The organism is Massilia pinisoli (assembly GCF_024753285.1).
GTDB lineage: Bacteria > Pseudomonadota > Gammaproteobacteria > Burkholderiales > Burkholderiaceae_D > Telluria > Telluria pinisoli.
The window spans coordinates 95182-120109 of the sequence record NZ_JANUGW010000009.1; the positions used below are offsets into that span (position 1 = coordinate 95182).

Consider the following 24928-nt stretch of genomic DNA (forward strand, 5'->3'; position numbering starts at 1 on the left):
CTGTTCAATAATGTAATCTTACCGTATCAGCCGAAGCGACCGGTGATGTAGTCCTGGGTCTCTTTACGGACCGGGTTCAGGAACAGCTGGTCGGTCTCGCCGAATTCCACCAGTTCGCCCAGGTACATATAGGCCGTGTAGTCGGAGCAGCGCGCCGCCTGCTGCATATTGTGCGTGACGATGGCGATCGTGTAGTCGCCTTTCAGTTCGCTGATCAGTTCCTCGATCTTCGCGGTCGAGATCGGGTCCAGTGCGGACGTCGGCTCGTCCAGCAGCAGCACGTCGGGCTTCACCGCGACGCCGCGCGCGATGCACAGGCGCTGCTGCTGGCCGCCCGACAGCGACAGGCCGCTCTTGTTCAACTTGTCTTTCACTTCGGTCCACAGCGCGGCCTTCTTCAACGCCCATTCCACGCGCTCATCCATCTCGCCGCGGGACAGGTTCTCGTACAGGCGCACGCCGAACGCGATGTTGTCGTAGATGGACATCGGGAACGGCGTCGGCTTCTGGAACACCATGCCGATCTTCGCGCGCAGCATGTTCACGTCGACACCCGGCTCCAGGATGTTGCGGCCGCGGTACAGGATAGCGCCCTCGGCGCGCTGGCCCGGGTACAAGTCGTACATGCGGTTCAGCGTGCGCAGCAACGTCGACTTGCCGCAGCCGGACGGGCCGATGAACGCGGTGACCTGCTTGTCGTGGACGTCCAGGCTGACGTTCTTCAGGCTCTTCGTCTTACCGTAGTAAAAGTCCAGACCGGCGATCTCGATGGTCTTGGTCTTGGCCTTCGATGTGGTCGTCTGGGCCGGGGTGGACAGGGTCTGGGTCATCATGGTCGCTAAGGTCATCTTATTGCGGGTTCTTTTGGCGGAACAGCGTCCGCGACAGGATATTCAGCATGAGAACGCTGAACGTGACGAGCAGTGCGGCGCCCCACGCGAGGCTGCGCCAGTCTTCGTACGAGCTCATCGCGAACAGATAGATCGCCACCGGCAGGTTGGCCATCGGCTGCTTCATGTCGAGGCTGAAGAACTGGTTGTTCAGCGCGGTGAACAGCAGGGGTGCCGTCTCGCCGGCGATGCGGGCGACGGCGAGCAGCACGCCCGTCACGACGCCGGCCTTCACGGCGCGCAGGCGCACCGTCATCGACACCTTCCAGCGCGGCGCGCCCAGCGCGAACGCCGCTTCCAGCAGGCTGTTCGGCACGAGGTGCAGCATATTGTCCGTCGTGCGCACGATGACGGGAATCGAGATCAGCGACAGCGCCACCGTGCCCGCATAACCGGAGAAATGCTGGAAGCGCGCGACGCACAGCGCGTACACGAACAGGCCGATCACGATCGATGGCGCCGACAGCATGATGTCGGTGACGAAGCGCGTGACGGCGGCGAACTTGTTGTTCTGGCCGTACTCGGCCAAGTAGATGCCGGCGAGGATGCCGACTGGCGTCGAGATCGCGGTGGACAGGCCCACCATCATCAGGCTGCCGACGATGGCGTTGCGCACGCCGCCCGGGCTGCCCGGCGCAGGCGTGTCCATCGTGAACAGCGTGTGCGACAGCGCGCCGAAGCCATTGATCAGCAACGTCGCGAGGATCCACAGCAGGAAGCCGAGGCCGATCGCCATCGCGAGCACGGACAGCGCGATGCCGATGCGGTGCCCGAGCAGCCGGCGGCGGTAGACGGAGTTGACGGCGGCATCCATTACTTCACCCCTTCCTTGCGGGACATCCCGACGAGCATCAATTTGGCGGCCGACAGCACGATGAACGTGATGGCGAACAGGATCAGGCCCAGCGCGAACAGCGACGACACGTGCAGCGGCGAGCTGGCTTCGGCGAATTCGTTGGCGAGCGTGGAGGAAATCGAATTACCGGGCGCGAACAGCGACAGTGCGATGTCGTTCGCGTTACCGATGACGAACGTGACGGCCATCGTCTCGCCCAGCGCACGGCCCAGGCCCAGCATCACGCCGCCCACGACACCCGCGCGGGTGTACGGCAGCACGATCTTGCGCACGACTTCCCATTTGGTGCAGCCGAGGCCGTACGCGGACTCCTTCAGCACGGCCGGGACGATCTCGAACACGTCGCGCATGACGGAGGCGATGAACGGGATGATCATGACGGCGAGGATCAGGCCCGCCGTCAGCAGGCCCAGGCCCATCGTGGGGCCCTGGAAAAACGGGCCGATGAACGGCAGCACGCCGAGCGTCTTTTTCAGCAGCGGCTGGACGTAATCGCCGAACAGCGGTGCGAACACGAACAGGCCCCACATGCCGTAGATGATCGACGGCACGCCCGCCAGCAGTTCGACGGCCATGCCCATCGGGCGCCGCAGCCAGACGGGGCAGATCTCCGTGAGGAACAGGGCGATGCCGAAACTGATCGGGAACGCGACCAGCAGCGCGATGATGGACGTCACCAGCGTCCCCGTGATGGCGATCAGCGCGCCGAACTTGTCGTTGACGGGGTCCCATTCGTTCGTGACGAGGAAGGCTGCGCCGAACTCGCGGAACGCGGGCGCCGCGCCGATCGCGAGCGAGATGATGATGCCGACGAGGACGACGAGGACGCTCGCCGCGAACAGCAGGGTCACCTTGTGGAAGACGAAGTCCTGGATGCGCTGCACGCGCATCGTGTTGCGCAGCGCGGCGTTGCGGGCCTCGTCCTGCAACGCGGCCTGGCCGCCAGCGTCGGCGGCAAGCGCGGTTTGTCCATTCATGTGTTTGTCCAATTTATTACCTGCAGCAAAACGCGTCGCTCCCACCCTCCCGACCGCTCGCCGGGACGGTGGGAGCGACGCTACCCACGATGCGGGATTTGCTCAATTACCAGATCGCCTTGCCCGACGCGTCTTTCAGATTGTTCTTCCAGGCCGTTTCCACGAGCTTGGTGACGGCATCCGGCATCGGCACGTAATCCAGTTCCGTCGCGGCGGCGGCGCCGTTCTTGAACGCGTAGTCGAAGAACTTCAGCACGTCCTTGCCTTTGGCAGCGTCGGCCTGCTGCTTGTGCACGATGGCGTACGTCACACCGGTGATCGGCCACGCGGCCTTGCCCGGCTGATCGGTCAGCACGACGCCGAAGCCCGGTGCCTTGACCCAGTCGGCGTTGGCGGCGGCGGCCTTGAACGCGTCGTCGTCCGGCTGCAGGAAGTTGCCGTCGTGGTTCTTCAGCTGGGTGTGCGCCAGCTTGTTCTTCTTCGAGTAGGCCCACTCGACATAACCGATCGAGCCCTTGATGCGCTGGACGTTGGCGGCGACGCCGTCATTGCCCTTGCCGCCCACGCCGACGACCCATTTCACGGCGGTACCGGCACCGATCTTCGCCTTGAAGTCGGCGTTGGTCTGCGACAGGTAGTTCGTGAACAGGAACGACGTGCCCGAACCGTCGGCGCGGTGCACGACCGTGATGTCTTCGGCCGGCAGCTTGACACCCGGGTTCAGGGCGACGATTTCCTTGTCGTTCCACTTGGTGACCTTGCCGAGGTAGATGTCGGCCAGCACGGGGCCCGTCAGCTTCAGCTGGCCGGGAGCAACACCTTCCAGGTTGACGATGGCGACGACGCCGCCCATGATCGTCGGGAACTGCATCAGGCCCGCCTCATTCAACTCTTCGACCGGCAGCGGCATGTCCGACGCGCCGAAGTCGACGGTCTTGGCCTTGATCTGCTTGATGCCGGCGCCCGAACCGATCGATTGGTAGTTCAGGCCGTTGCCGCTGGTCTTCTTGTACATCTCCGCCCACTTCGAATAGATCGGGTAGGCGAAGGTCGAACCAGCACCGGTGATGTCGGCGGCCAGCGTCGCGGTGCTCGCGAACGCAGCGGTGGTGCCGATGATGATGGTTGCCAGCAGTTGCTTCATGCGCATATCAAGTCCTTTGTTGAGGTAGTGACACGGTTGATGCTGCGCAGTGTAGAGAGCAAATATGACGGCTTTATGACATGGTCGATTCGGCCATATGACATCCGGCCTGCATAATGTGACATGTCAAAAAATCGTGTCACACGCTTGCCGGCGGCCGTCATATTGCTGTGCGTCCGGTCGTGCAAAAGCGCCTTGTAAATGCCTCGGCATTTGCTATGTTGAAGATATCGAAAAGCATGGAGGATTTGTCCTACAAACTGAACAATCGACAAGTCAGGCAGGATCGGAGGGAGCGCCCAACGGCGTTCGATGGTTATGTTATTTATTTCTGGAATGCTGACCGGTATCGTCGTCCTCGTGTTGTACGAGGTGATCTCGGAAGGTATCGGCAGTTCGCAAAAATTGCACGACCGCTATCACGAATAGCATTGGAGACCGATGAGGCCTCATCAAAGAAAAAGCGGCGGGGCCCGAGGCGCTCGCCGCTTTTCTTGTCGCCACTACGAGCGAGGTCAGCGCAGGAAGCGCGACAGCTTGCCCATCGCCGCCAGGTCCAGGTTCATGAACTGGAAGCCGGCCTTGAATTCGCCGCTGCTGAAAATGCAATACATGACCTTGGCACGCGCCTGCAGGGGGAACGGCTCGCCGTCGACGAGCAGGTCGAAGGCAACGTGGCCCGTCTGCCCCGTCTGCAGCGGATTGGGCACCGTGACGCTGACGCCGTTGGCGCCGATGTCGGACGTGCGGCCCTGGACGGGCGCCTGCCCTTCCATCGCCAACATTGCCCTTACTTTCAAGATCTTGCGTGCGGAAGTCCTTTGATCTGCCACGATAGCCTGTGATGCGTTTGGAAACGAGGTGGCATTATAGGGGCAAACGGCGTTCCGTGTATTGCCGTGCGCCAATCCCAACCACGTCAATCGAGTTCGCGCAGCTTGCTGAACGCCTCGTCGATGCGCTCGACGGCCACGATGTTCATTCCTTCAATCTTTTGCTTCGGCACATTTGCCTTCGGGATCACGGCGACGGAGAAGCCGAGCTTCGCCGCCTCGCGCAGGCGTTCCTGGCCGCGCGGCGCGGGGCGGATCTCGCCCGCGAGGCCCACTTCGCCGAACACGACGAGACCGCGCGGCAGCGCCTTGTTGCGCATCGATGAATTAATGGCAAGCAGCACAGCGAGGTCCGCCGCCGGCTCCGTGATCTTGACGCCGCCGACGGCGTTGATGAAAACGTCCTGGTCGAACGCGGCAATGCCCGCGTGGCGGTGCAGCACGGCGAGCAGCATCGCGAGACGATTCTGCTCCAGGCCGACGGACAGTCGGCGCGCGTTCGGCAGATGACTCGCGTCGACGAGCGCCTGCACCTCGACGAGCAGCGGCCGCGTCCCCTCCTGCGTCACCATCACGCAGGAACCGGGCACCTGGCTGTCGTGTTGCGAAAGAAATAACGCAGACGGGTTCGACACCCCTTTGAGACCTTTTTCCGTCATCGCGAACACGCCCAGCTCGTTGACGGCGCCGAAACGGTTCTTGATGGCGCGCACGAGGCGGAAGCTCGACTGCGTATCGCCCTCGAAATACAGCACCGTGTCGACGATGTGCTCCAGCACGCGCGGGCCCGCCAGTGCGCCCTCCTTCGTCACGTGGCCGACGAGGATGATGGTCACGCCGGTCTGCTTGGCGACGCGCGTGAGCTGCGCTGCGCATTCGCGCACCTGCGACACGGACCCGGGCGCCGACGTCAGCGCGTCGGAGTACAAGGTCTGGATCGAGTCGATGACCGCGACGTCGGGCTTCAGGTCGGCGATCGTGCCGAGGATTTTCTCCAGCTGGATCTCGGCCTGCAATTTCAAATCCTTTGCCTCGACCTGCAAGCGGCGCGCACGCAGGGCGATCTGGGCGCCGGATTCCTCGCCCGAGACGTACAAGGTGCTGCGCGCCGTCGCGAGGTTCGCGAGCGCCTGCAGCAGCAACGTGGACTTGCCGATGCCGGGATCGCCGCCGATCAGCACGACGCCGCCCGCGACGAGGCCACCGCCCAGCACGCGGTCGAATTCGTCGATGCCGGTGCCGAAACGCGGCACGTCGATCGCCTCGATGTCCTTCAGCGACAGCACGGGCGCCGTCTGCGCGAGGCTCTTGTGCATATGCGCCGCCTGCGACATGCGGTTCAGGCCCTGCGTCTCGACCTGCTCGGTCATCGTGTTCCAGGCCTTGCAGTCGGTGCACTGGCCGGTCCAGCGGCTGGAGACGCTGCCGCAATCGCTGCAGACGAAACTGGTACGGGGTTTAGCCATGGTTCCTTACTTATAAAATGGGATCGCACCCGAGCGGCGCCTCGGCCACGCGCACGCGCGGCGCCACGGCGCACATCAATTCATAGCCGATCGTGCCGGCGGCCTGCGCCACCTCGTCGATCGGGAGGCCGTCGCCCCACAGTGTGACCTTGCTGCCGACATGCGCATTCGCGATCGGGGACAGGTCGACGGCCATCATGTCCATCGACACGCGGCCGACGAGCGTCGTGCGCACGCCGTCCACGAGGACGGGTGTGCCGTGTTCCGCGTGGCGCGGGTAGCCGTCCGCATAGCCGCAGGCGACGACGCCGATCGTCATGGGGCGGTCCGCCTGAAAGCGGCTGCCGTAGCCCACGCTGTCGCCGGGTTCAAGGCGCTGGATGCCGATGATTTCCGATTTCAGGGTCATCGTCGGCAACAGGCCGTAATCCTTGGCCGACCGCCCGCCTGGCGTGCCGCCGTACAGCATGATGCCGGGCCGGACCCAGTCGTTTTGCAATTCCTGGACGAGCTCGGCGGTGTGCAGCACCCCGCCGGAATTCGACAGGCTGCGCTCGCCCGGCAAGCCATCGGCACCGAGGCGGAAGCGCCGCACCTGCTCGCCGATCGACAGGCGCGGATGTTCCAGCTCGTCCGCGTTCGCGAAATGCGTCATCAACGTGATGTTGCGGATGCCGGGGATGGCGCGGAGGCGGCCGTACGCCGCGGCGAAATCTTCCGGACGGAAGCCCAGGCGGTTCATCCCCGTATTCATCTTGAGGTGCACGTCGATGGGGCGGTACAGCTGCGTGTACTCGAGCATCTTGACCTGCTCGATGCAGTGCACGGTGCTGTCGATGCCGTGCTCGGCCAGCAGCGGGATGTCGGACGTGTCGAAGATTCCTTCTAATAACAGGATCGGCTTCGTCCAGCCCAGCGCGCGCAGGCGCAGCGCGTTGTCCGTCTCGATCAGCGCAAGGCCGTCCGCTTGGGCGAAGCCACGGACGCCCCGCTCCAGCCCGTGACCATACGCATTCGCCTTGACCACGGCCCAGACGCGCGCCTGCGGCGCGCATGCGCGCGCACGGGCCAGATTGTGCTGCATGGAGTCGAGATGGATGGTGGCGTGCAGGGGACGTGGCATGGCTTGCAGATGGGGGCGGTCGACCGGGAACGAAAGGTTTATTTTACCTGCGGCAGTGAAATGCCGTATTGTCGATTCCTTGGGCGAACCCGTCTTTCATGGTATAAAGCAACCCATCCAGTTTTTTGAACCTCTCGAATGAATCGTGGTTTTTATACCATCATGGCGGCGCAGTTCTTCTCGTCGCTGGCAGACAACGCGCTGATATTTGTCGCGATCGGTCTGCTAACGGCGATGAAAGCCCCGGCTTCCCTGACTCCGCTGCTGAAGCTGTCGTTCGTCCTGTTCTACGTCCTGCTGGCCGCTTTCGTCGGTGCGTTCGCCGATTCGATGCCCAAGGGACGGGTGATGTTCATCGCCAATTTAATCAAAGTCTTCGGGTGCTGCCTGATCTTTTTCGGCGTGCATCCTCTCATCGCGTGCGCCGTCGTCGGCTTCGGCGCCGCCGTCTACTCGCCCGCCAAGTACGGCATCCTGACCGAACTGCTGCCGCCGGAAAAACTCGTGGCCGCGAACGGCTGGATCGAGGGCTTGACCGTCATGTCCATCATCCTCGGCACCGTCATGGGCGGCGCCCTCGTCAGCCAGCACGGCAGCGCCTGGTTGATGACTCTCGACGTGCCCTATATCGACACCGGCATCAACACCCCGACGAAGGGCCAGCTCGCGGTGCTGATCGGCGTGTACGCGCTGGCCGCCGGTTTCAACCTGCGCATCCCGGACACGGACGCCCGCTACGAGCACCAGGAACGCAACCCGGCCAAGCTGATCGCCGACTTCGCCGACTGCTCCGCCACGTTGTGGAAAGATAAACTCGGGCAGATCTCGCTGGCCGTGACCACACTGTTCTGGGGCGCCGGGGCCACGTTGCAATTCATCGTGCTGAAGTGGGCCGAGCGCTCGCTGCACATGCCGCTCGACAAGGCGACGAGCCTGATCGGCGTCGTCGCCATCGGCGTCGCGGTCGGGGCCGCGCTGGCCGCGAAGATGATCCCGCTGAAGAAGTCGCTGACCGTGATCCCGCTCGGCATCGTGATGGGCCTCGTCGTGACGGCCATGACGCTCGTGCACTCGCTGACGATCGCCGTGCCCATGCTCTTGCTCATCGGCCTGCTGTCCGGGTTCTTCGTCGTGCCGATGAACGCACTGCTGCAGCACCGCGGCCACGTCCTGATGAGCGCCGGTCACTCGATCGCCGTGCAGAACTTCAACGAGAACCTCTCGATCCTCACCATGCTGGCCGTGTACGCCATCATGATCACGCTGAACCTGGACCTGAACGTCATCATCGTCCTGTTCGGCCTGTCGCTGGCAGGCATCATGTGGCTGATAGGCCGCCGCCACGCGACGAACCAGCGCGAACACGACTCGCTCGCGCTGATCGGCGAGCACAAGCACTGATCAGGGATGCAGGCGGGCCGCGGCCCGTTCGCGCCAGTCGTCGGGGACGATGAAGCCCCGCTCGAATTCGACGATGCAGCCCGGTTCTTCGCGCACGAGCGACACGAGCACCGGCGCATCGGACACGGTGAAATGGTCGTCCAGTTCCGCCGCGAGTTGGGCCTTGTCGAGCATCCACGTGGCCGATTGCGCGCGAAATGGCGGCAACCACTGCAGCCGGGGCAGCACGAGGAAGCGGTCGCCTGGCAACGCCTCCAGTTCTTCCAATGCGCACCAGAAGCCTCGGCAGTGGCCGGCCGTGATGCCGCGCATCGCCCGGTACGTCCCTCTCGGATAGAACAGCCAGCCCTTCACGAGCGCGCGTGCCGCGACGACGGGCCGCGGCAGCAGCTCTTGCGCGGCCGGATGGCTGCCGAGTTCCAGCTGGCGGTCGAACACCTTGCGCATCTTGCGTCCCAGGCTGTCGGCCAGGTTCGGGCCGACGAACGTGTCGAAGCCCGCCGTGGAATCGCCTTGCAGCAGGTAGAACTTGGTGGCGAACTCGATGTGTTCGACACCCGCTCCCGCATCCAGCAGGAAGTCGAATTCGCCGACCGTGTCGTTGCGGTTCGCGCGCACCTGCAGGCCGTGCGCGACGAGGCGCCCCTGCTGTGCGAAATAAAAGGCCATCAGCTTTTCCGCGTACAAGCCCAGGCGCGTCATCATCTTGTCGCCCAGCGCGGCGTCGAGGGCGGACGGGTCGGCATCGAGGTCGGCCAGCCAGCATTCCGTCTCCGGCGTCACCGGGCCCAGGGTGGCGATGCGGCCGTCCCAGTGCGGGTCGTGGACGTCGAGCAGGTCCGGGGCATCCAGCAGCCAGGCCAGCGCGCGCACGCGTGCGCGCCGCAGATGGCCCCAGCGGCGTTCGAAATAGTCCTGGTAGGTGTCAGTCGGATCGTGCACGGGCGTTCCTTGCCCTGCACAGGTCGGCCCACGCAAGCGCCTTGTCGGCGCCGCGTCGCAGCAGTTCGCCAGGATGCAGCGTGGCCACGAGGGTCACGGCGCGTCCGCCCGCGTCGAGCGCGTGCACGTCACCGCGCGCGCCGGCCAGCGGCTCCGGCAGCGGCCGGCCCAGCAAGCTGTTGGCGGCGATCTGGCCCAGCGTGAGCACCGTGTCGGCGCCCGTCAGCGCCACTTCGCGTTCGAGGTACGGGCGGCACGCCGCGGCCTCGTCCGGCGTGGGTGCGCGCTCGCCGCCATTCGGCGTCGTCGGGCGGCACTTGATCAGGTTCGTCACGTACACGTCACGCTCGCGCGCCAGGTCGACGGCGGCCAGCATGTTGTCGAGCAGCTTGCCCGGTTCGCCCGCGAGCGGCACGCGTGCCTTTTCGTCGGCGGCCGTCGTGGCACCGGCCGCGACGAGCCAGCGCGCCTGTTTCGCACCCGTGCCCGGCACCGGCGCGCGGCCTTCGCGGCAGGCGCTGCAGCGGCGGCACGCGGCGATGGCGATGGCCAGCTGGTCCCAATCCATCATCGCGATTTCTTCCGGCGTCGCGTCGCTCGGCAGCGCGGCGTCGTCCCAGGCGGAATCCGTGTCGACGGGCGCCAGCGCGGACACCGACTGCGCCACCGGCTGCAGGGGCGATGGACCCGGCGCGCGCGGCCCGGCCGGCGGCACGGGCCGCCGCGCGGGCGGTGCCGCCGGTGCCTCGGCGACCGGCGCTTCGGCCACGGGCGCCAGCGCGGACGCCGACTGCGCCACGGGCTGCAGCGGCGACGGTCCGGGCGCGGCTGCAGGTTCCGCCGCGGCTTCGCGCGCCGGCACCGCGCGCAACTGCCACAGCGGGGTCAAGCCCATCTCGTTCAGGAAGATGGCATCGCGTTCGCTGACACCGTTCATAACATATACCTCATCACGATCGCATCCTCGCGCCGGCCTTCGTGCGCCGGATAATAACCTTTGCGCCGGCCGATCTCCGCGTAGCCGTAGCGCCGGTACACGTCGAGCGCGCGCATGTTCGACGGGCGCACCTCGAGCAGGATCGATGCCATGCGCTCCGCGCGCGCGCGGGCCGCAATGCGGTCCAGCAGATAACGCCCGAGGCCATGGCCCTGGCGCCGCGCGGCGACGGCCACGTCGAGCAGGTGGGCTTCGTCCAGCGCGTACATCAGCAGGAAGTAGCCGGCCAGCGCGCCTTCCGGCTCGCGCAGCACCCACGCATCGTAGCCGCTCGCCAGCGAATCCATGAAATTCGCGCGGCTCCACGGATGCGGGAACACGCTGCATTCGAGCGCATGCACGTCGTCGACGTCGGCCACGACCATCGGCCGCAATGCCGGCTGCGCCTCCCCGCTCATGGCTTGCCCTGCTCCGCGCCGGCCTTGGCCGCGTTGATGGCCTGGCGTTCCGCACTCGTGTACGCGACCTTGTTGCGCAGGTAGATCGGCTGCGCGTCGTCGGCCGGCACGGCGCGGCCGGATGCCAGCGCGGCCGCGCCCAGCACGGCCAGTTCGCGCGCATGCGGCAGGATGTCGGGAAGTGCATCCGCGGCGAACGCTCTGGACGCGAACGCTTCCGGATACGCGGCGAAGCCGTTGCCGCAGGCGGCGAGGCCTGTCACGGGTTCCGGCGCGACGTCGGCCGGCGCGCACAGCGCGGGCTCGCGCACGACCTGCCAGCCGTCCATCCAGCGGTACTGCGCCCAATACACTTCGCCCATGCGCGCATCGAGCACGGCGACGACGTCCGTCGCGCCCTTGCGTGCGCGGCATGCCTCGGCCATCGCTTCCAGCGTGACGAGCGGCAGCACGGGCTTGCGGGCACCGAACGCGAGGCCCTGCGCCACGCCGCACGCCGTGCGCACGCCCGTGAACGACCCGGGACCGGCGCCGAACGCGATGGCGTCGCAGTCGGCCAGGGCGATGCCGGCGTCGCGCAGCAGCTCCTGCACCATCGGCAGCACGGACTGCGAGTGCGTGCGCACGCCGGCCGATTCGCGGGTCAGGACGGCGGCATCCGTGCCGTTCAATAAAGCGCAGGACGCCAGTTCGGACGAGGTTTCGATTGCGAGGATGATAGGCATGGCGTATTGTAACCCGCCGGCGCGGCCGGCCAAAAGCGCGGAACCGTTGTAAAATCCCGCCCATGTCCAGTCTGACCCTCGAGCCCGATACCCGCGACCAGGTCGCCGCCGCCGTCAGCGGCGACGGCTGGATCGTCGCCTGCCTGTGCGCCGCCTGGTGCGGCACCTGCTCGTCGTACCGCGCCGCGTTCGACGGCCTCGCCGCCCGCCATCCCGATAAAACCTTCGTGTGGATCGACGTGGAAGACCAGGCGGACGTCGTCGGCGACCTCGACGTCGACAACTTTCCCACCCTGCTGCTGCAGCGCGACGACACCGTCGCCTTCTTCGGCACGATGCTGCCCGATGCGGGCGTGGCCGACCGGCTGATCCAGGCGCAGGCGGGGCTCAGCGCCGATGAATTGTCGCGCCAGGCCGCATCGACACCGGAGCGGCAGGCGTGGCAGCGCGAGTGCAATTTGCGCACGTTGATGGCGAACGCCGACGAATAAATGCGCGGCATTGCGGTGATGTAGGGTGGACGGGTCTCCCGTCCACCCTACGGAAACGTCACGCGAGCCGCAGCGGCAAGCTACGCAACCTCTGCCCCGTCAACTTGAACACGGCATTCGCCACGGCCGGCGCGACGGGCGGCACCGCGGGTTCGCCCATCCCTTCCGGCGGCGCCGCGCTGGGCATGACGATCGTCTCGACGTCCGGCACCTGCGCCATCCTCAGCACCGGATAGTCACCGAAATTCGTCTGCTGCGGCTGGCCGTTCGCGAACGTGATCTCGCCCGCCAGCGCGGCCGACAGGCCGAACACGACGCTCGACTCCACCTGCTGCGCGACGATGTTCGGATTCACGGCGATGCCGCAGTCGACGGCGCACACGACCCGGTGCACGCGGATGTCCTTGTCCGCCAGCGGCACCTCCGCCAGCGGCACCTCCGCCACCGACACCTCCGCCACCATCGCAACGACCGTGCCGAACGACTGGTGCACGGCGAGGCCGTGCGCGCGCCCTGCCGCCGGCGTGCCTGCGCGCGCGAGGGCGGCGTCCAGCACCGCGAGGTGGCGCGGATGGTCCTTCAGCAGCGCGCGCCGCCATGCTGCCGGGTCCTGGCCGGCCGCGTGCGCGAGTTCGTCGGCGAAGCTCTCCTTGAAGAACGCGTTGTGCGAGTGGCCCACCGAGCGCCAGTAGCCGATGGGGACAATGCTTTCCACGGCCACGTGGCGGCTGCGCCGGTTCGCGATCGCGTACTGCATGTCGTATTCGCCTTCGGCCGTCGTCTTGTCCGGACCGACGCCGGGCAGTCCGAGGTTGCGCGGAAAGTACTGGTGGCCGATGGCGCCGCTGGCCAGCTTGCTGTCCCACGCGAGCACGCGCCCGTCCGCACCCACACACGCCGTGTAGCGCGCGAGCGCGGCCGGGCGGTAGACGTCGTGGCCCGTGTCGTCCTCGCGCGTCCAGATCAGCTGGACGGGCCGGCCGCGCGTCTGCATCGCGACGGCGACCGCCTGCGCCACCATGTCCGTCTCGAGGCGCCGGCCGAAGCCGCCGCCCAGCATCGTCACCTCGATGCTCACGTCGTCGCGCGACACGCCGGCAACCTTCGCCGCCACGTCCACGGCGATGCTGGCCACCTGCGTGGGCGCCCACAGCTTGACCTTGCCGTTCAGGACTTGCGCCGTGCAGTTCTGTGGTTCCATCGTCGCGTGAGCGAGGAACGGCGCGCGGTACTCGGCCTGCACGGTGCGCGCGCCCGCCGGTGCCGGCGCATCCGGGCTGCCGGACTCGAAATACGTGTAGCCCGACTCGCGGTCGAGCGCTTGCGCGAAGCCCGCGAACACGGACTCGCTCGACAGCGCCGCGTGCGGACTGACGGTCCAGCGCACGGGCAGCGCGAGAGCGGCCTGCTTCGCCTGCCACCACCCCTCGGCCACGACGGCGACGCCGGCCCCCGCGCCGGACAACGGCGCGAGTGCGGCCGACACGTCGACCACTTTCACGACGCCGGGCATTGCGGCGATCGCATCCGCTTCGAACCCGCCGACGCCGCCCCCCAGCACGGGCGCCATCCGCAGCGCCGCGTACAGCAGGCCTTCGGGCCGCACGTCGACGCCGAAGCGAGCCTGCCCGTTGACCTTGGACGCCGCATCGCGCCGCGGCAGCGGCTTGCCGATCAGGGTGAATTGCGCGGGCGTCTTCAGGGGCACGTCGGACGCAGCTATGCTGCCGCCCAGCGCTGCCGCACGCGCGGCCAGCAGACCGTACGGTGCGCGCCGTCCATCCGGATGCACGACCATGCCGTCGCGTGTGGTCAGGGTATCGACGTTCGTCTTCCACTGTTCCGCGGCGGCGCGCAGCAGCATCGCGCGGGCGACGGCACCCGCCGCGCGCATCGTCGGCCACGCATCCTTCACGCTCGATGAACCGCCGGTGAACATGATGCCCAGCTCGCGCGCCACCTTGCCGGCGATCCAGCGCGCGCCCTGCGGCACGTTGCCCAGGTCGTCCGGATGGAACGGCAGCGTGTCGCGCAGCACGGTGAGGTTCGCGAAGATCTTGTCGATGGGGGCTTGCACGACGCGCACGGAGGCCAAAGGCGCGTCCAGTTCCTCGGCCAGCAGCATCGGCAGCGCCGTGTGCACGCCCTGCCCCATCTCGCTGCGCGGAACGACGACGTCGACGGTGCCGTCGGACGCGATGGCGACCCAGCCGTTCAACGCGACGGTGCCCGCGTCATGCACGGCACTGCCCGCCGTCGCGCGCAGGCGCTGGCGCGGCGGCGCGACACCCCAACCCACGACGAGCGTGGCACCCGCAGCCAGGCCGCCGAGCAGGAACCGGCGCCGGCCCTTGCGCGCGCCGCGCACGCCGGGTACCGGTTCGCGCCCGTCCTTATCCGAACCTGGTCCGCTCGTGTCCCGCATCGTCCTCCCTCCATGTGTCCAGCAATTCGCCCGGCGCCATCGGCCGGCCATACAGATACCCCTGCGCGCGCCGGCAACCGTGACGCAGCAGGAATGCGGCCTGTTCGGCCGTCTCCACGCCTTCACCGATCACCGCGAGGTCCAGGCTCTTGCCCAGCTGGACGATGGCGACGGCGATCGCCTCGTCGTCCTTGTCCGCCGGGATGTCCTTGATGAAGCTGCGGTCGATCTTCAACGTCTGCACCGGCAGCTGCTTCAAATAGGCGAGCGACGAATACCCGGTACCGAAGTCGTCGATCGCCAGTTCCACGCCCAGCGCATGCAGGTCGTTGATGTACTGGAGCGCATCGGACGTATTCATGATGACGGATTCCGTCACCTCCAGCTGCAGGCGCTGCGGCGCGAGGCCCGTGTCGGCCAGCACGCGCGCGACGAGCGGCGCCAGGCTGCCGCGGTCGAACTGGCGCCCGGACAGGTTCACCGCGATCTTCGGCACGTGCAGTCCAGCAGACTCCCAGCATACCACCTGGCGGCACGCCTGTTCCAGCACCCAGGCGCCCAGTTGGCCGATGAAGCCGATGTCCTCCGCGAGCGGGATGAAGCGCACGGGCGGCACGTGGCCCAGTTCCGGGCTGTGCCAGCGCACGAGGGCCTCGGCGCCGGTCAGCCGGCCCGTGTCGATGTCGACCTGCGGCTGGTAGTGCAGGTGGATCTCGCCCCGTTCGATCGCGCGCCGCAGCAGGCCTTCCATGCGCAGGCGCTCGGCGCCGTCGCCGTCCATCGACGGCACGTACAGCTGGTAGCCGTTGCGGCCGCGCGCCTTGGCCTGGTACATCGCCACGTCGGCATTGCGAATCAGGACGTTCATGTCGACGGCGTCGTGCGGGAACAGGCTGATGCCCACGCTGCCGGTGACGAACAGCTCGTAGTCGGAGACGACGACGGGCCGCTCGAACAGCCGCATCAGCTTCTCCGCGACGTGGCGCGCGCCGCTCGCGCCGTCGACGTCTTCCAGCAGCACGATGAATTCGTCGCCGCCCAGGCGCGCCAGCGTGTCCCCCGCACGCAGGCACTGGGCCAGCTCGCCCGCGACCTGTTTCAGCAGCTCGTCGCCGATGTGGTGGCCCAAGGTGTCGTTGACGGTCTTGAAGCGGTCCAGGTCGATGAACATCACCGCGAGCTGGCGGCCGTCGCGCGCCGCGCGTACCATCGCGTGCTGCAGGCGATCGTGGAACAGCAGCCGGTTCGGCAGCCCCGTGAGCGGGTCGTGGTGCGCCAGGTGATCGAGCTTGTCCTGCGATTCCTTGACCTTCGTGATGTCGGAGAACACGCAGACATAGTGCGTGACGGCGTCGTGGTCGTCGCGCACGGCCGACACGGTCAGCCACTCGAGGTAGGCTTCGCCGTTCTTGCGGCGGTTGTGGATCTCGCCGCGCCAGAAGCCCGCCTCCGCGAGGCCGGCCCACAGCGCCTCGTGCAGGCCCGCGTCGTCGCCCATCATGCGCGTCAGGTTCGAATGCGTGCCGACCGCCTCGCTCTCCGTGTACCCGGTAATCTGCGTGAACGCGGGATTCGTCGCGACGATCCGGCCATGCACGTCGATCACCATCACGCCGTCCGCGATATGTTCCAGCACGGTGGCCGACAGGCGCAGCTTTTCCTCGGCCTGGCGCCGCTCCGTGATGTCGGCGAACACCCAGATGCTGCCGTCGTCGTGGCGTTCCGGGTCCAGCGCGCGGCCGCTGACGGCGCACCAGAACAGACTGCCGTCGCGGCGCCGGAATGCGCGGTCGTCGCTGAAATCGCCGCCGCCCGCCAGCACGGGCGTCGCGGCGTCCAGGCCTTGCGCGTAGTCGTCGACGGTGGGGAACAGCACGCCGATCGGGTCGCCCACCAGCTCGCCCTCCGCGTAGCCGAACAATTCGTCGAAGCGGCGGTTGGTCGACACGACGCGGCGCTCGCGCACGTACAGGATGCCGAACATGACGTTGTCCAGCACGGCGCCCTGCTCGGCCAGCAGTGCCTCGATGCGCATCTCGTTGTATTTGCGCTCGCTGATGTCGGAGATGATCCCGTCGATCCAGAACACGGCATTGCCTTCGAACCCGACCGGCTGGCCGCTCTCCAGCACCCAGCGCTCGATGCCGGCGGCGTCGCGGATGCGGTACTCGATCTCGTACGGACGCGCGGCCAGCACGGCGTCCTTGATGAAGTGCCGCTGCAGCTTGCGGTCTTCCGCGCAGATCACGTCGGCCCACGTGTCCGTGTGCGCACCGATGAAGCGGCTCGCCGGGTAGCCGGAAATCTCTTCGATGGCATCGCTGACGAAGTCGATCAGGCCGCCCGGGCGGGCCCGGAACACGGCGCCCGGCACCTGCGTGACGATCGTGCGGAAGCGTTCCTCGCGCCGGCCGATGTCCTGGAACAGGTCGCCGATCGCGATCCGCATGCGCTCGAGCTGCCCGCCGAGGCGGCCCAGCTCGTCATTCGTCGACAGCGCGAGCGGTGCGTCGAACTTGCCGCGCGACAGGCGGTCGGAAAAGCTCATCAACGTGCCCAGCGGCGCAAGCAGGCGGCGCCGCAGCAGGATCAGGATCAGCAGCAGCGACACGCCCAGCTGGACGGCCAGCACGAGCGCGTACCGCGCCTGCTTCGCGCGCAGCGACTGCTGGCTCCGGCTGTCGTCCATCTCGACGGCCACGTGGCCGATCGGCTGCCCGTGCACGACGACGTCGCGCTCCGCCCGCAGCACGTGCCCGCTTGGCGCGGCGACGGCGCGGCGGTCGATGAAATCGCCCTCGACCTGCGCGCCCACGTGCACGTGCACGACGGCCGGGTCGCGCATCAGCGAATCGACGAGCGAGCGCGCGGCGTCCACGTTCATGTTCCACAGCGATTCCTGCATGCCGAGCGCGAGGATGTCGGCGTTGCGCTGCAAGGTGTCGTCCAGTTCGCGGCGCGCCGCCTGCTGCTCCTGCACGCCGATCAAGAGGTAGCCGCCCACGACGGCAGGCACGCCCAGGCCGCCGGACACCAGCACGAGCAGTGCGGTGTACAACGAACGGCCATACAGCCGGGCGAGGCGCGCCGGCAGTGCGGACAAGGCAACTCTGGATAGGAAGGCCATGGCGTGGGATGCGGTGCCGACCCGCTTGTGGCCGGCACGACAACTAATGTGGCAAATCAAGTAGTTAGAGTTATGTTCGGATTATGCACGCAACAATTGCCGTACGTCACAAGTTTTTCGATTGTGCTAGGTTTGGTAGCGATAACCGTTACCAGACCGCCACGTTGGCATTGCGCTACCGTCCGGAATTTCGTGTCCCCATTGATGAATTTCGCACTTGCGCGGCCGTGTCCGTGATCACAGAATCGGCACGCGACTTTTTACCCCGACATCATGATTACCCTACTCTCCAACACGACGACATGGGCCCGCGCGGCCCTCGGCCTGGCGCTCGCAGGCACCTGTTCTTCCGGCATGGCCGCGCCCGTGCCTTATGCGACGGAACAGGTGATTGCCGCCGGCGACACCCCGGCCATCGTGGCCGAAAAAGCGGCCAAGGTCCTGCCCAGGCCGAACCAGTCCGCATGGATGCGGCTGGAGCGCACGTTTTTCCTGCACTTCGGCGTCAATACCTTCAACGGCGTGGAATGGGGCAGCGGCAAGGAAGACCCCGCCATCTTCAACCCCACGCAACTGGACGCCAGCCAGTGGCTCCGCGCCGTCAAGCAGCTGGACGGCAAGATGCTCGTGCTGGTGGCCAAGCACCACGACGGCTTCGCCATGTGGCCCTCGCGCTATACGGCGCATTCGTCGGCCGCGAGTCCCTGGCGCGGCGGCAAGGGCGACCTCGTGCGCGAGGTCGCCGACGCTGCCCGCGCCGCCGGCGTCAAGCTGGGCATCTACCTGTCCCCCGCCGACCTGTACCAGCTGAAGACGAACCCGGCCAATCCCGCCGGCTACTACGGCAACGGCAGCCCGAAACGCACGTCCGTCATCCCGACGGATCCGGCCCGCTTCCAGAGCGACCCCGCGCAGGGCCGCGCGCCGACGCCCGGCTTCGGCACGTTCACGTACGAGGTCGACGACTACAACCGCTACTTCCTGAACCAGCTGTACGAGCTGCTGACGCAGTACGGGCCCGTCGATGAGGTGTGGTTCGACGGCGCCAATCCCGACCCCAGCGTGGCCGAGACGTACGATTACACGGCCTGGTACGACCTGATTCGCAAGCTGCAGCCGGGCGCCGTCATCATGGGCAAGGGCCCGGACGTGCGCTGGGTCGGCAGCGAGAGCGGCTACGGCCGCCCGACGGAATGGAGCGTCGTGCCGCTGCCGAACGCGCCCGCCGACTTCCGCTGGCCCGACATGACGGACGGCGACCTGGGCAGCAGGGCGAAACTCGTCCCTGGCTCGCACCTGTGGTGGTATCCGGCGGAGACCAACGTCACCATGCTCGGCAACGGCCAATGGTTCTGGGCCCGCGACAAGCGGCCGCGCCCCGTCACGCAACTGGTGGACATCTTTTATTCATCGGTCGGGCGCAACGGCAACCTGATCCTGAACCTGTCGCCCGACAACCGCGGGCTCGTACCCGACGACCAGGTCACGACGCTCGGCCAGATGGGCGAAATCGTGCGCGACACGTTCGCCGTCAACCTGGCGCGCGGCGCGAAGGTGGCCGCCGACCACGCCGCGCCGCGGCACGGCCCGGCCGCCGTCCTGGACGGCAACCTCGACACGTGGTGGGAAGCGGCGCCCGGCCGCACGGACGGTACGCTGACCTTGACCCTGCCGCGGCGGGCGACGTTCGACGTCGTGTCGCTGCAGGAAGCGGTCGATCACCGCGGCCAGCGCGTCGAGTCGTTCGCCATCGAGACGTGGAACGGCGCCGCCTGGACGACGCCCGCGCTGCACCCGGCCGACGTGACGACGACGGTCGGCCACCGCCGGCTGATCCGCCTGGCGAACCCCGTGACGACGGACCGCGTGCGCATCCGCATCACGGGCGCGCGCCTGGCGCCCACGCTGGCCGAGGTCGGCCTGTACAAGCAGGCGGTGGACCTGCTGCCGCCCGCCATCGCCGACCGCGATGCCGACGGCGCCGTGCACCTGAGCCATCCGGGCGGCGGGACGATCGTCTACACGGTCGACGGGTCGGCGCCCACCGCGGCCTCGCCCGTGTACCGCGCGCCGATCCCGCTGCCCGGCAACGCCGTCGTGAAGGCGGCGCGCCTGCTGCCCGGCGGACGCCTGGGCGTGGTCGGCACGCGCTCCTTCGTCGGCCTGTCGCCGCGCGGTTGGAAGGTCGCGGCCGTGGACGTCGATCCAGCCGGCCACGCGGCGCTGGCCGTCGACGGCAATCCCGCCACGTTCTGGGACACGGGCTGGAACAACGCCGACAAGGGCCCGAAATCGATCACGATCGACATGGGCGCGGCACGCCGCATCGCCGGCCTGGCCTACCTGCCGCGCCAGGATGGACAAGTCCTCGGCACCGTCGTGAACTACCGCTTCGAGACGAGCATGGACGGCGTGCAGTGGCAGACCGCCGTCGCGCAAGGCACGTTCTCCAACATCCAGAACAATCCGGACTGGCAGACGGCGCGCTTCGCCCCCGTGGACGCCCGCTTCTTCCGCTTCACGGCGATCAACGATGTGTGGCATACGGGCGGCGCCAACGCGGCCGAGCTGACCGTCATCCCGGCCGACCAGGACTGATCCTTGCCATGACACCACGCCTGCTGACCATCGCCATCGCCGTCGCGCTCCACGGCGCGGGAGCGAGCGCCGCGACCGTCACCGTGCACGATCCGCGCACCCTCGCCGCCGCGCTGGAGCGGGCGCGCGCCGACAAGCGCATCGACCGCATCACGCTGGTCCCCGGCACGTACGTGCTGGCGGAAACGATCGTCATCGACGAGCGCCTGTCCGGCCGGCCCGGCCATCCATTCGAACTGGTGGGCGCGCCCGGCGCACGCGTGATCCTCAGCGGCGCACCGGCCCTGCCCCCGCTCCGCTGGGAACCGTGGCGCGACGGCATCTGGCGCGCCCGTTACACCGGCCCGGCATTCCAGCGCTTGTGGCTGGACGACCGGCGACTGGTGCGCGCACGCTATCCGAACGTCGGCCCGGACCCCGACGCCCTCATCGGCGCCGCCGACGCCACCTCACCGGCACGCGTGGCAGGCTGGCACGACCCCGCGGGCGCCGTCCTGCACGCGCTGCATGGCCTTGGTTGGGGCGGCGTGCAGGTCCCGATCCTCGGCAAGGACGCGAACGGCGCGCTCCGCTACGGCCCGCAGGTGGCCAACAACCGCGCCATGGAGCCCAGCACGACCGCGCGCTGGGTCGAGAACGTGTTCGAGGAACTGGACGCGCCGGGCGAGTGGTTCCACGACCGCGCAGCCGGCTGGCTGTACCTGAAGCCCGTGACGCCGGGTCGTCCGCCGGCGCGCGGCTTTCATGCCGGCGCGCTGGACACGCTCGTGCGCATCGCCGGACGGCGCGGCGACGTGCACGACGTCGCGCTGCGCAACCTCGTGTTCACGCGCGCGGAGCCCACCGTGCTGCAGGCGCTGGAGCCGCTGCTGCGCTCCGACTGGAAATTCGCCAGGAGCGGCGCCGTCACGGTGGAACACGCGCGCGACGTGCGCATCGCCGACGGCGAGTTCACGGACCTGGGCGGCCAGGCCGTCGTCGTCAACGGGCGCGCTGCGGGCATCGCCGTCACGGGCAACCACATCCACGGCATCGGCGCCACGGCGATCGCGTTCGTCGGGCGGCCGGAGGCCGTGCGCTCTCCGCTGTTCGAATACCATGAACAGCTGGACCTGGACAAGATCGACCGCACACCAGGGCCGGCGTCCGACGACTACCCGCACGATTCGTCCGCGGTGGACAACCTGATCCACGACGTCGGCACCATCGACAAGCAGGCCGCAGGCGTGGAGATTTCCATGTCCGCTCGCATCACCGTCGACCACAATTCGATCTACCACGTGCCGCGTGCCGGCATCAACATCGGCGACGGCAACTGGGGCGGGCACCGCATCACGCACAACGACGTGTTCGACACGGTACTGGAATCCGGTGACCATGGCGCGTTCAACAGCTGGGGGCGCGACCGCTACTGGCATCCGGACCGCGCCGAGATGGACCGGCGCGTCGCGGCCGAACCCGGTCTCGCGCTGCTGGACGCGGTGGAACCGATCGTCATGCAGTACAACCGCTTCCGCTGCGACCACGGCTGGGACGTCGACCTCGACGACGGCGCGTCGAACTACGTGATCGACTCCAACCTGCTGCTGTCCGGCGGCCTGAAGCTGCGCGAGGGGTTCGCCCGCGTCGTGCGCAACAACATCTTCGTCAACAACACCTTCCATCCCCACGTGTGGTTCGACGCCAGCGGCGACGTCTTCGAGCGCAACGTCGTGATGGCGCCCTACCAGCCGATTGACATCCGCCATTGGGGGCGCAGCGTGGATCGCAACCTGTTCACGACAGCGGCGGCGCTGACGGCGGCGCAGGCGCGCGGCACGGATGCCGGGTCGATCGTGGGCGATCCCGTCTTTGCCGCACCGCTGGCCGGGGACTATACCGTGACAAATGCGGCGGCCGCCGCCCGCATCGGCTTCGTGAATTTTTCGATGAGCGACTTCGGCGTGCGCCCTGCCCGCCTGAAGGCGCTGGCGCGGAAGCCGTCGTTCGCGGCGCCGGCTCCTGCCGAAGCAGAGATCGAGACCGCGCCACGCGCGTATGCCGGGATGACGGTGAAGGACGTGCGCACGGCGGGCGAGCAATCGGCCGCCGGCCTGGGCCGCATCGCCGGCGTGCTCGTGCTGGCGGTGCAGCCGGGCAGCGCGGCCGCCGCCGCGGGCTACCGCGCGCGCGACGTCATCGTCGGCGCCGTCGATGGCGCGGCGCTGGACGACATGGCGGCGCTCCAGGCGTGGCTGGATGCGGGGACGTCAGGCGCGCGCGAGCTCGTCGTCGTGCGCAACCAGGCGCAGATGCGCTTGCCCGCGCCACGTCCGTAATGTCCTATCGGCCAATCACGGCCTTCCTCGGACAGGAATCCAGACACGACGCGGCGCCGGGCCCCACGCTGCCGCAAGCGTGACCGGGGGGTCACGATCCGGTACTGTCGGGCGCGTTGTCGCGCAGCTTTCTGAAGGTCTTCGGCGTACAGCCGTATTCTTCCTTGAACAGCTTGTTGAAATAAGAGACGTTCCGGTAGCCGACGGCATAGGCGATTTCCGCTACGCTGGTATCTTCCTTTTCACCCAACAGGCGGGCCGCCTCGGTCAATCTGAGCTTGTTCAGATAGGTGGAGAAAGTAAAGCCCAGCTCGGCCTTGAGTATCTCGTTGATCTTGTTACGGCTGAGGCCGACCTCGTTCACCATGGTCTCGACATCGAGTTCCGGGTTGACGTATTCCGTCGCCATGAACCGCAGAATGGTGCTCTGCTCCCTGTCCTTGTGGAGGTCGCGGGAAAGCTGCTGGTAGGCGACGAGGGGGATATCCCGTCGCATCTTGTCCTTCACCTCCGCGCGCAAGACGCGCGGGTACCGCCGGAAGAACCACAGACCATAAGCGGGCCATGCAATGATCAAAAAGCCGCCAAACAAATACATGTAGTGCATGTCACGGCCGAGCAAGACCATGTCCTTGATCCGGACCTTGGACAAGACCCGATATGGACTTTGAAACGTACTGCTTATCGATATCTTTGCGATCTTGTTGCGCCTGTAGTCCTGTTGCGCCAGGTTCATCTTGAACGCGTAAAACCACCACTGGTCGGTCCTGAGGCGCGCCAGATCGATCTCGACGCGGTCACCGCGCTCGTTGCAGATGAAGTAGGCGTATGGCAGACGATAGGTGGTGTAATCGCCCGGTGTAGAGACATGGTCTTCAGGCATCAGGAGCCCGAATTGCAGGGTATTGGACGGCGCGCATTTGATGTCGAAGGAAACAGTGCTGTAGCGCGACAGATCCACGAGGGCGGGCCTCCCGGCACGGTCGCGAAACGCCAGTTCCACCCTGGAGTAAGGGTACTCGACCGCCTTCACGACGGTGAACTCATAACTGAGTGTGGCAGCGTCGTCGAGCAACTTGACCGTCGATTGCCCGTTATCCGCGCCTGGTTCGCTCTGCCACTGCAGGCCGCTTTCCGCGGCGGGCAAGAGCGGCAGACGGAGATACGTCAAATGCAGGCAGACATAACCGATGAGAACGCTTGCCACCACCAGACCCAATAGCCCCGCGATCGCCTTATTGTAAAAACTCTGCATGACAGTATTGCCACCTCGACACTTCTACGCTGACCGATGTCATCTTCACCGCCAGGGGCAAACTTGCCTCCGCGCCATCGGTATGATGACAGGTCGCGTGCGCATCTGTCGAGGAAGTCGGCCTGGCTGGCAGCCGGCGCCCACTTGGCCGAACGTTGAGTGCCGGCCTCGGTGGCGGCGCCCGGGCGGGCCGCCGCGGCCCGTCCGACGCGCTCCTGGTATTCGCGAGACGTGCGTTTAAGCTCCCGTTTAAACACCGCAAGCAAGCGTTGCACTGTTGCAAGTCCGCAACGACACGCGATCTCGGTCCCGCTGCAGTCGCACGCGCCGGCAAACCGGTTGCCACGCGACGACATTGATGCCCGCAGGTGGCACGAGAATCCGATTGCACTCGCGATCGGCGCCGTCGAGCAACCGATGCAACATGCTGGCCGCAGCTCGCCCTATTTCGTGGCTTCCCTGATTGCCATGTGCGCAGCGTGACCATGTGCGCACCGTTGCCCGCCGGCACGGCGCGCTTCCCAACGGAAGCAATGCCGAAAAAAACGAGCGCCAGGCCATCAATAAGCTTATGAAATCCATCAATGTGGCGAACGAGATTCCACGAGGGGGATCTCGACACGCAAGCACGGTGCTAGCATCGAACGCCTAACCAGAAAGGCCATGGATGCCATGCGCATAAACAGTATAAATAGTTTACTGGCCGCCTGCCTATCCTCGTCGCCGGCGCGCGCAATCCCTCCATCGCTTCTTCGGCTGGTCCGTCAGTTCGGGCTATCCCGACACACAGAGCCACGCCGACAGTACCGCCCGTGCCGCGGGACCGTAGCGCAGGCGACGACTCTGGACATCGGCGCCAGGGCCGCGACATCGAGCCGGAGCAATGCGCAGCGCGCTCCGCGAAAACATCGACGACATTTCCACCGGCTTCAACGACGGCTGGCCGTTGAAGTCGTGCCCTG

At 67.0% G+C, this 24928-nt stretch carries 18 protein-coding genes; 4 read left to right on the plus strand and 14 right to left on the minus strand.

Going from position 1 to position 24928, the window contains the following annotated elements; translation table 11 throughout:
- Positions 1-26: 26 nt before the first annotated feature.
- From pstB to alr, 7 genes are all read right to left on the minus strand, one after another.
- Complete coding sequence (gene pstB, locus NX784_RS14245) at positions 27-830, minus strand: phosphate ABC transporter ATP-binding protein PstB (RefSeq protein ID WP_258817461.1); 804 nt, start codon at positions 828-830, stop codon at positions 27-29.
- Positions 831-849: 19 nt separating this feature from the next.
- Positions 850-1704, minus strand: a complete 855-nt coding sequence (gene pstA / locus NX784_RS14250) for a phosphate ABC transporter permease PstA (RefSeq protein WP_258817338.1) — start codon at positions 1702-1704, stop codon at positions 850-852.
- The gene (pstC, locus tag NX784_RS14255; protein WP_258817462.1) at positions 1704-2636 is read right to left on the minus strand and encodes a phosphate ABC transporter permease subunit PstC; all 933 of its coding nucleotides are present in this window, start codon (positions 2634-2636) and stop codon (positions 1704-1706) included. Before pstC ends, pstA begins: the two co-directional genes overlap by 1 nt.
- Positions 2637-2829: 193 nt before the next feature.
- The gene (gene pstS / locus NX784_RS14260; protein ID WP_258817339.1) at positions 2830-3873 is read right to left on the minus strand and encodes a phosphate ABC transporter substrate-binding protein PstS; all 1044 of its coding nucleotides are present in this window, start codon (positions 3871-3873) and stop codon (positions 2830-2832) included.
- A gap of 509 nt (positions 3874-4382) precedes the next feature.
- On the minus strand, positions 4383-4700 hold the full coding sequence (locus NX784_RS14265) for a PilZ domain-containing protein (protein WP_258817340.1): 318 nt from the start codon (positions 4698-4700) through the stop codon (positions 4383-4385).
- 86 nt (positions 4701-4786) lie between these two features.
- Positions 4787-6166 (minus strand): DNA repair protein RadA, encoded by a 1380-nt coding sequence (gene radA, locus NX784_RS14270; RefSeq protein WP_258817341.1) that lies wholly within the window; start codon positions 6164-6166, stop codon positions 4787-4789.
- Between the two features lie 10 nt (positions 6167-6176).
- Positions 6177-7289 (minus strand): alanine racemase, encoded by a 1113-nt coding sequence (gene alr, locus NX784_RS14275; protein ID WP_258817342.1) that lies wholly within the window; start codon positions 7287-7289, stop codon positions 6177-6179.
- A 138-nt stretch (positions 7290-7427) separates the two neighbouring features.
- Between alr and lplT the strand changes: the two genes are divergently transcribed.
- The gene (lplT, locus tag NX784_RS14280) at positions 7428-8690 is read left to right on the plus strand and encodes a lysophospholipid transporter LplT (RefSeq protein WP_258817343.1); all 1263 of its coding nucleotides are present in this window, start codon (positions 7428-7430) and stop codon (positions 8688-8690) included.
- Here lplT and NX784_RS14285 read toward each other — a convergent pair whose 3' ends face one another.
- The 4 genes from NX784_RS14285 to tsaB are packed head-to-tail and all read right to left on the minus strand — an operon-like array spanning position 8691 to position 11752.
- Positions 8691-9632 carry a DUF1853 family protein gene (locus tag NX784_RS14285; RefSeq protein ID WP_258817344.1) on the minus strand — a complete coding sequence of 314 codons (942 nt, stop codon included), beginning with the start codon at positions 9630-9632 and terminating at the stop codon, positions 8691-8693.
- Entirely contained in the window at positions 9616-10569 is a 954-nt protein-coding gene (locus tag NX784_RS14290) for a uracil-DNA glycosylase (protein WP_258817345.1), read from the minus strand. Before NX784_RS14290 ends, NX784_RS14285 begins: the two co-directional genes overlap by 17 nt.
- Complete coding sequence (gene rimI, locus NX784_RS14295; protein WP_258817346.1) at positions 10566-11027, minus strand: ribosomal protein S18-alanine N-acetyltransferase; 462 nt, start codon at positions 11025-11027, stop codon at positions 10566-10568. The genes NX784_RS14290 and rimI overlap by 4 nt, the downstream gene beginning before the upstream one ends.
- On the minus strand, positions 11024-11752 hold the full coding sequence (gene tsaB / locus NX784_RS14300) for a tRNA (adenosine(37)-N6)-threonylcarbamoyltransferase complex dimerization subunit type 1 TsaB (RefSeq protein WP_258817347.1): 729 nt from the start codon (positions 11750-11752) through the stop codon (positions 11024-11026). The genes rimI and tsaB overlap by 4 nt, the downstream gene beginning before the upstream one ends.
- Positions 11753-11814: 62 nt before the next feature.
- On the opposite strand from tsaB, the gene NX784_RS14305 reads away from it, so the two are divergent.
- On the plus strand, positions 11815-12243 hold the full coding sequence (locus NX784_RS14305; RefSeq protein WP_258817348.1) for a thioredoxin family protein: 429 nt from the start codon (positions 11815-11817) through the stop codon (positions 12241-12243).
- 58 nt (positions 12244-12301) lie between these two features.
- On the opposite strand, the gene NX784_RS14310 is transcribed toward NX784_RS14305, so the two are convergent.
- Entirely contained in the window at positions 12302-14668 is a 2367-nt protein-coding gene (locus NX784_RS14310; RefSeq protein ID WP_258817349.1) for a xanthine dehydrogenase family protein molybdopterin-binding subunit, read from the minus strand.
- Positions 14637-17795 (minus strand): bifunctional diguanylate cyclase/phosphodiesterase, encoded by a 3159-nt coding sequence (locus tag NX784_RS14315; protein ID WP_370662939.1) that lies wholly within the window; start codon positions 17793-17795, stop codon positions 14637-14639. Before NX784_RS14315 ends, NX784_RS14310 begins: the two co-directional genes overlap by 32 nt.
- A gap of 273 nt (positions 17796-18068) precedes the next feature.
- Between NX784_RS14315 and NX784_RS14320 the strand changes: the two genes are divergently transcribed.
- Both NX784_RS14320 and NX784_RS14325 read left to right on the plus strand, forming a co-directional pair.
- Positions 18069-20393, plus strand: a complete 2325-nt coding sequence (locus NX784_RS14320) for an alpha-L-fucosidase (RefSeq protein ID WP_258817351.1) — start codon at positions 18069-18071, stop codon at positions 20391-20393.
- Between the two features lie 8 nt (positions 20394-20401).
- Positions 20402-22711: a PDZ domain-containing protein gene (locus NX784_RS14325; RefSeq protein ID WP_258817353.1), complete on the plus strand. Its 2310-nt coding sequence runs from the start codon at positions 20402-20404 to the stop codon at positions 22709-22711.
- Positions 22712-22802: 91 nt separating this feature from the next.
- On the opposite strand, the gene NX784_RS14330 is transcribed toward NX784_RS14325, so the two are convergent.
- The gene (locus NX784_RS14330; protein ID WP_258817354.1) at positions 22803-23966 is read right to left on the minus strand and encodes a helix-turn-helix domain-containing protein; all 1164 of its coding nucleotides are present in this window, start codon (positions 23964-23966) and stop codon (positions 22803-22805) included.
- Between the last annotated feature and the right edge of the window lie 962 nt (positions 23967-24928).

Bases quoted from the DNA above. Each gene is read 5' to 3' on its own strand.
- pstC (WP_258817462.1), bottom strand. From the start codon at position 2,636: ATGCGCGTGCAGCGCATCCAGGACTTCGTCTTCCACAAGGTGACCCTG.
- NX784_RS14325 (WP_258817353.1), top strand. From the start codon at position 20,402: ATGACACCACGCCTGCTGACCATCGCCATCGCCGTCGCGCTCCACGGC.
- NX784_RS14315 (WP_370662939.1), bottom strand. From the start codon at position 17,795: ATGGCCTTCCTATCCAGAGTTGCCTTGTCCGCACTGCCGGCGCGCCTC.
- pstB (WP_258817461.1), bottom strand. From the start codon at position 830: ATGACCCAGACCCTGTCCACCCCGGCCCAGACGACCACATCGAAGGCC.
- alr (WP_258817342.1), bottom strand. From the start codon at position 7,289: ATGCCACGTCCCCTGCACGCCACCATCCATCTCGACTCCATGCAGCAC.
- NX784_RS14330 (WP_258817354.1), bottom strand. From the start codon at position 23,966: ATGCAGAGTTTTTACAATAAGGCGATCGCGGGGCTATTGGGTCTGGTG.
- NX784_RS14320 (WP_258817351.1), top strand. From the start codon at position 18,069: ATGATTACCCTACTCTCCAACACGACGACATGGGCCCGCGCGGCCCTC.
- rimI (WP_258817346.1), bottom strand. From the start codon at position 11,027: ATGAGCGGGGAGGCGCAGCCGGCATTGCGGCCGATGGTCGTGGCCGAC.
- NX784_RS14290 (WP_258817345.1), bottom strand. From the start codon at position 10,569: ATGAACGGTGTCAGCGAACGCGATGCCATCTTCCTGAACGAGATGGGC.
- pstS (WP_258817339.1), bottom strand. From the start codon at position 3,873: ATGCGCATGAAGCAACTGCTGGCAACCATCATCATCGGCACCACCGCT.
- tsaB (WP_258817347.1), bottom strand. From the start codon at position 11,752: ATGCCTATCATCCTCGCAATCGAAACCTCGTCCGAACTGGCGTCCTGC.
- radA (WP_258817341.1), bottom strand. From the start codon at position 6,166: ATGGCTAAACCCCGTACCAGTTTCGTCTGCAGCGATTGCGGCAGCGTC.
- pstA (WP_258817338.1), bottom strand. From the start codon at position 1,704: ATGGATGCCGCCGTCAACTCCGTCTACCGCCGCCGGCTGCTCGGGCAC.
- NX784_RS14305 (WP_258817348.1), top strand. From the start codon at position 11,815: ATGTCCAGTCTGACCCTCGAGCCCGATACCCGCGACCAGGTCGCCGCC.
- NX784_RS14310 (WP_258817349.1), bottom strand. From the start codon at position 14,668: ATGCGGGACACGAGCGGACCAGGTTCGGATAAGGACGGGCGCGAACCG.
- lplT (WP_258817343.1), top strand. From the start codon at position 7,428: ATGAATCGTGGTTTTTATACCATCATGGCGGCGCAGTTCTTCTCGTCG.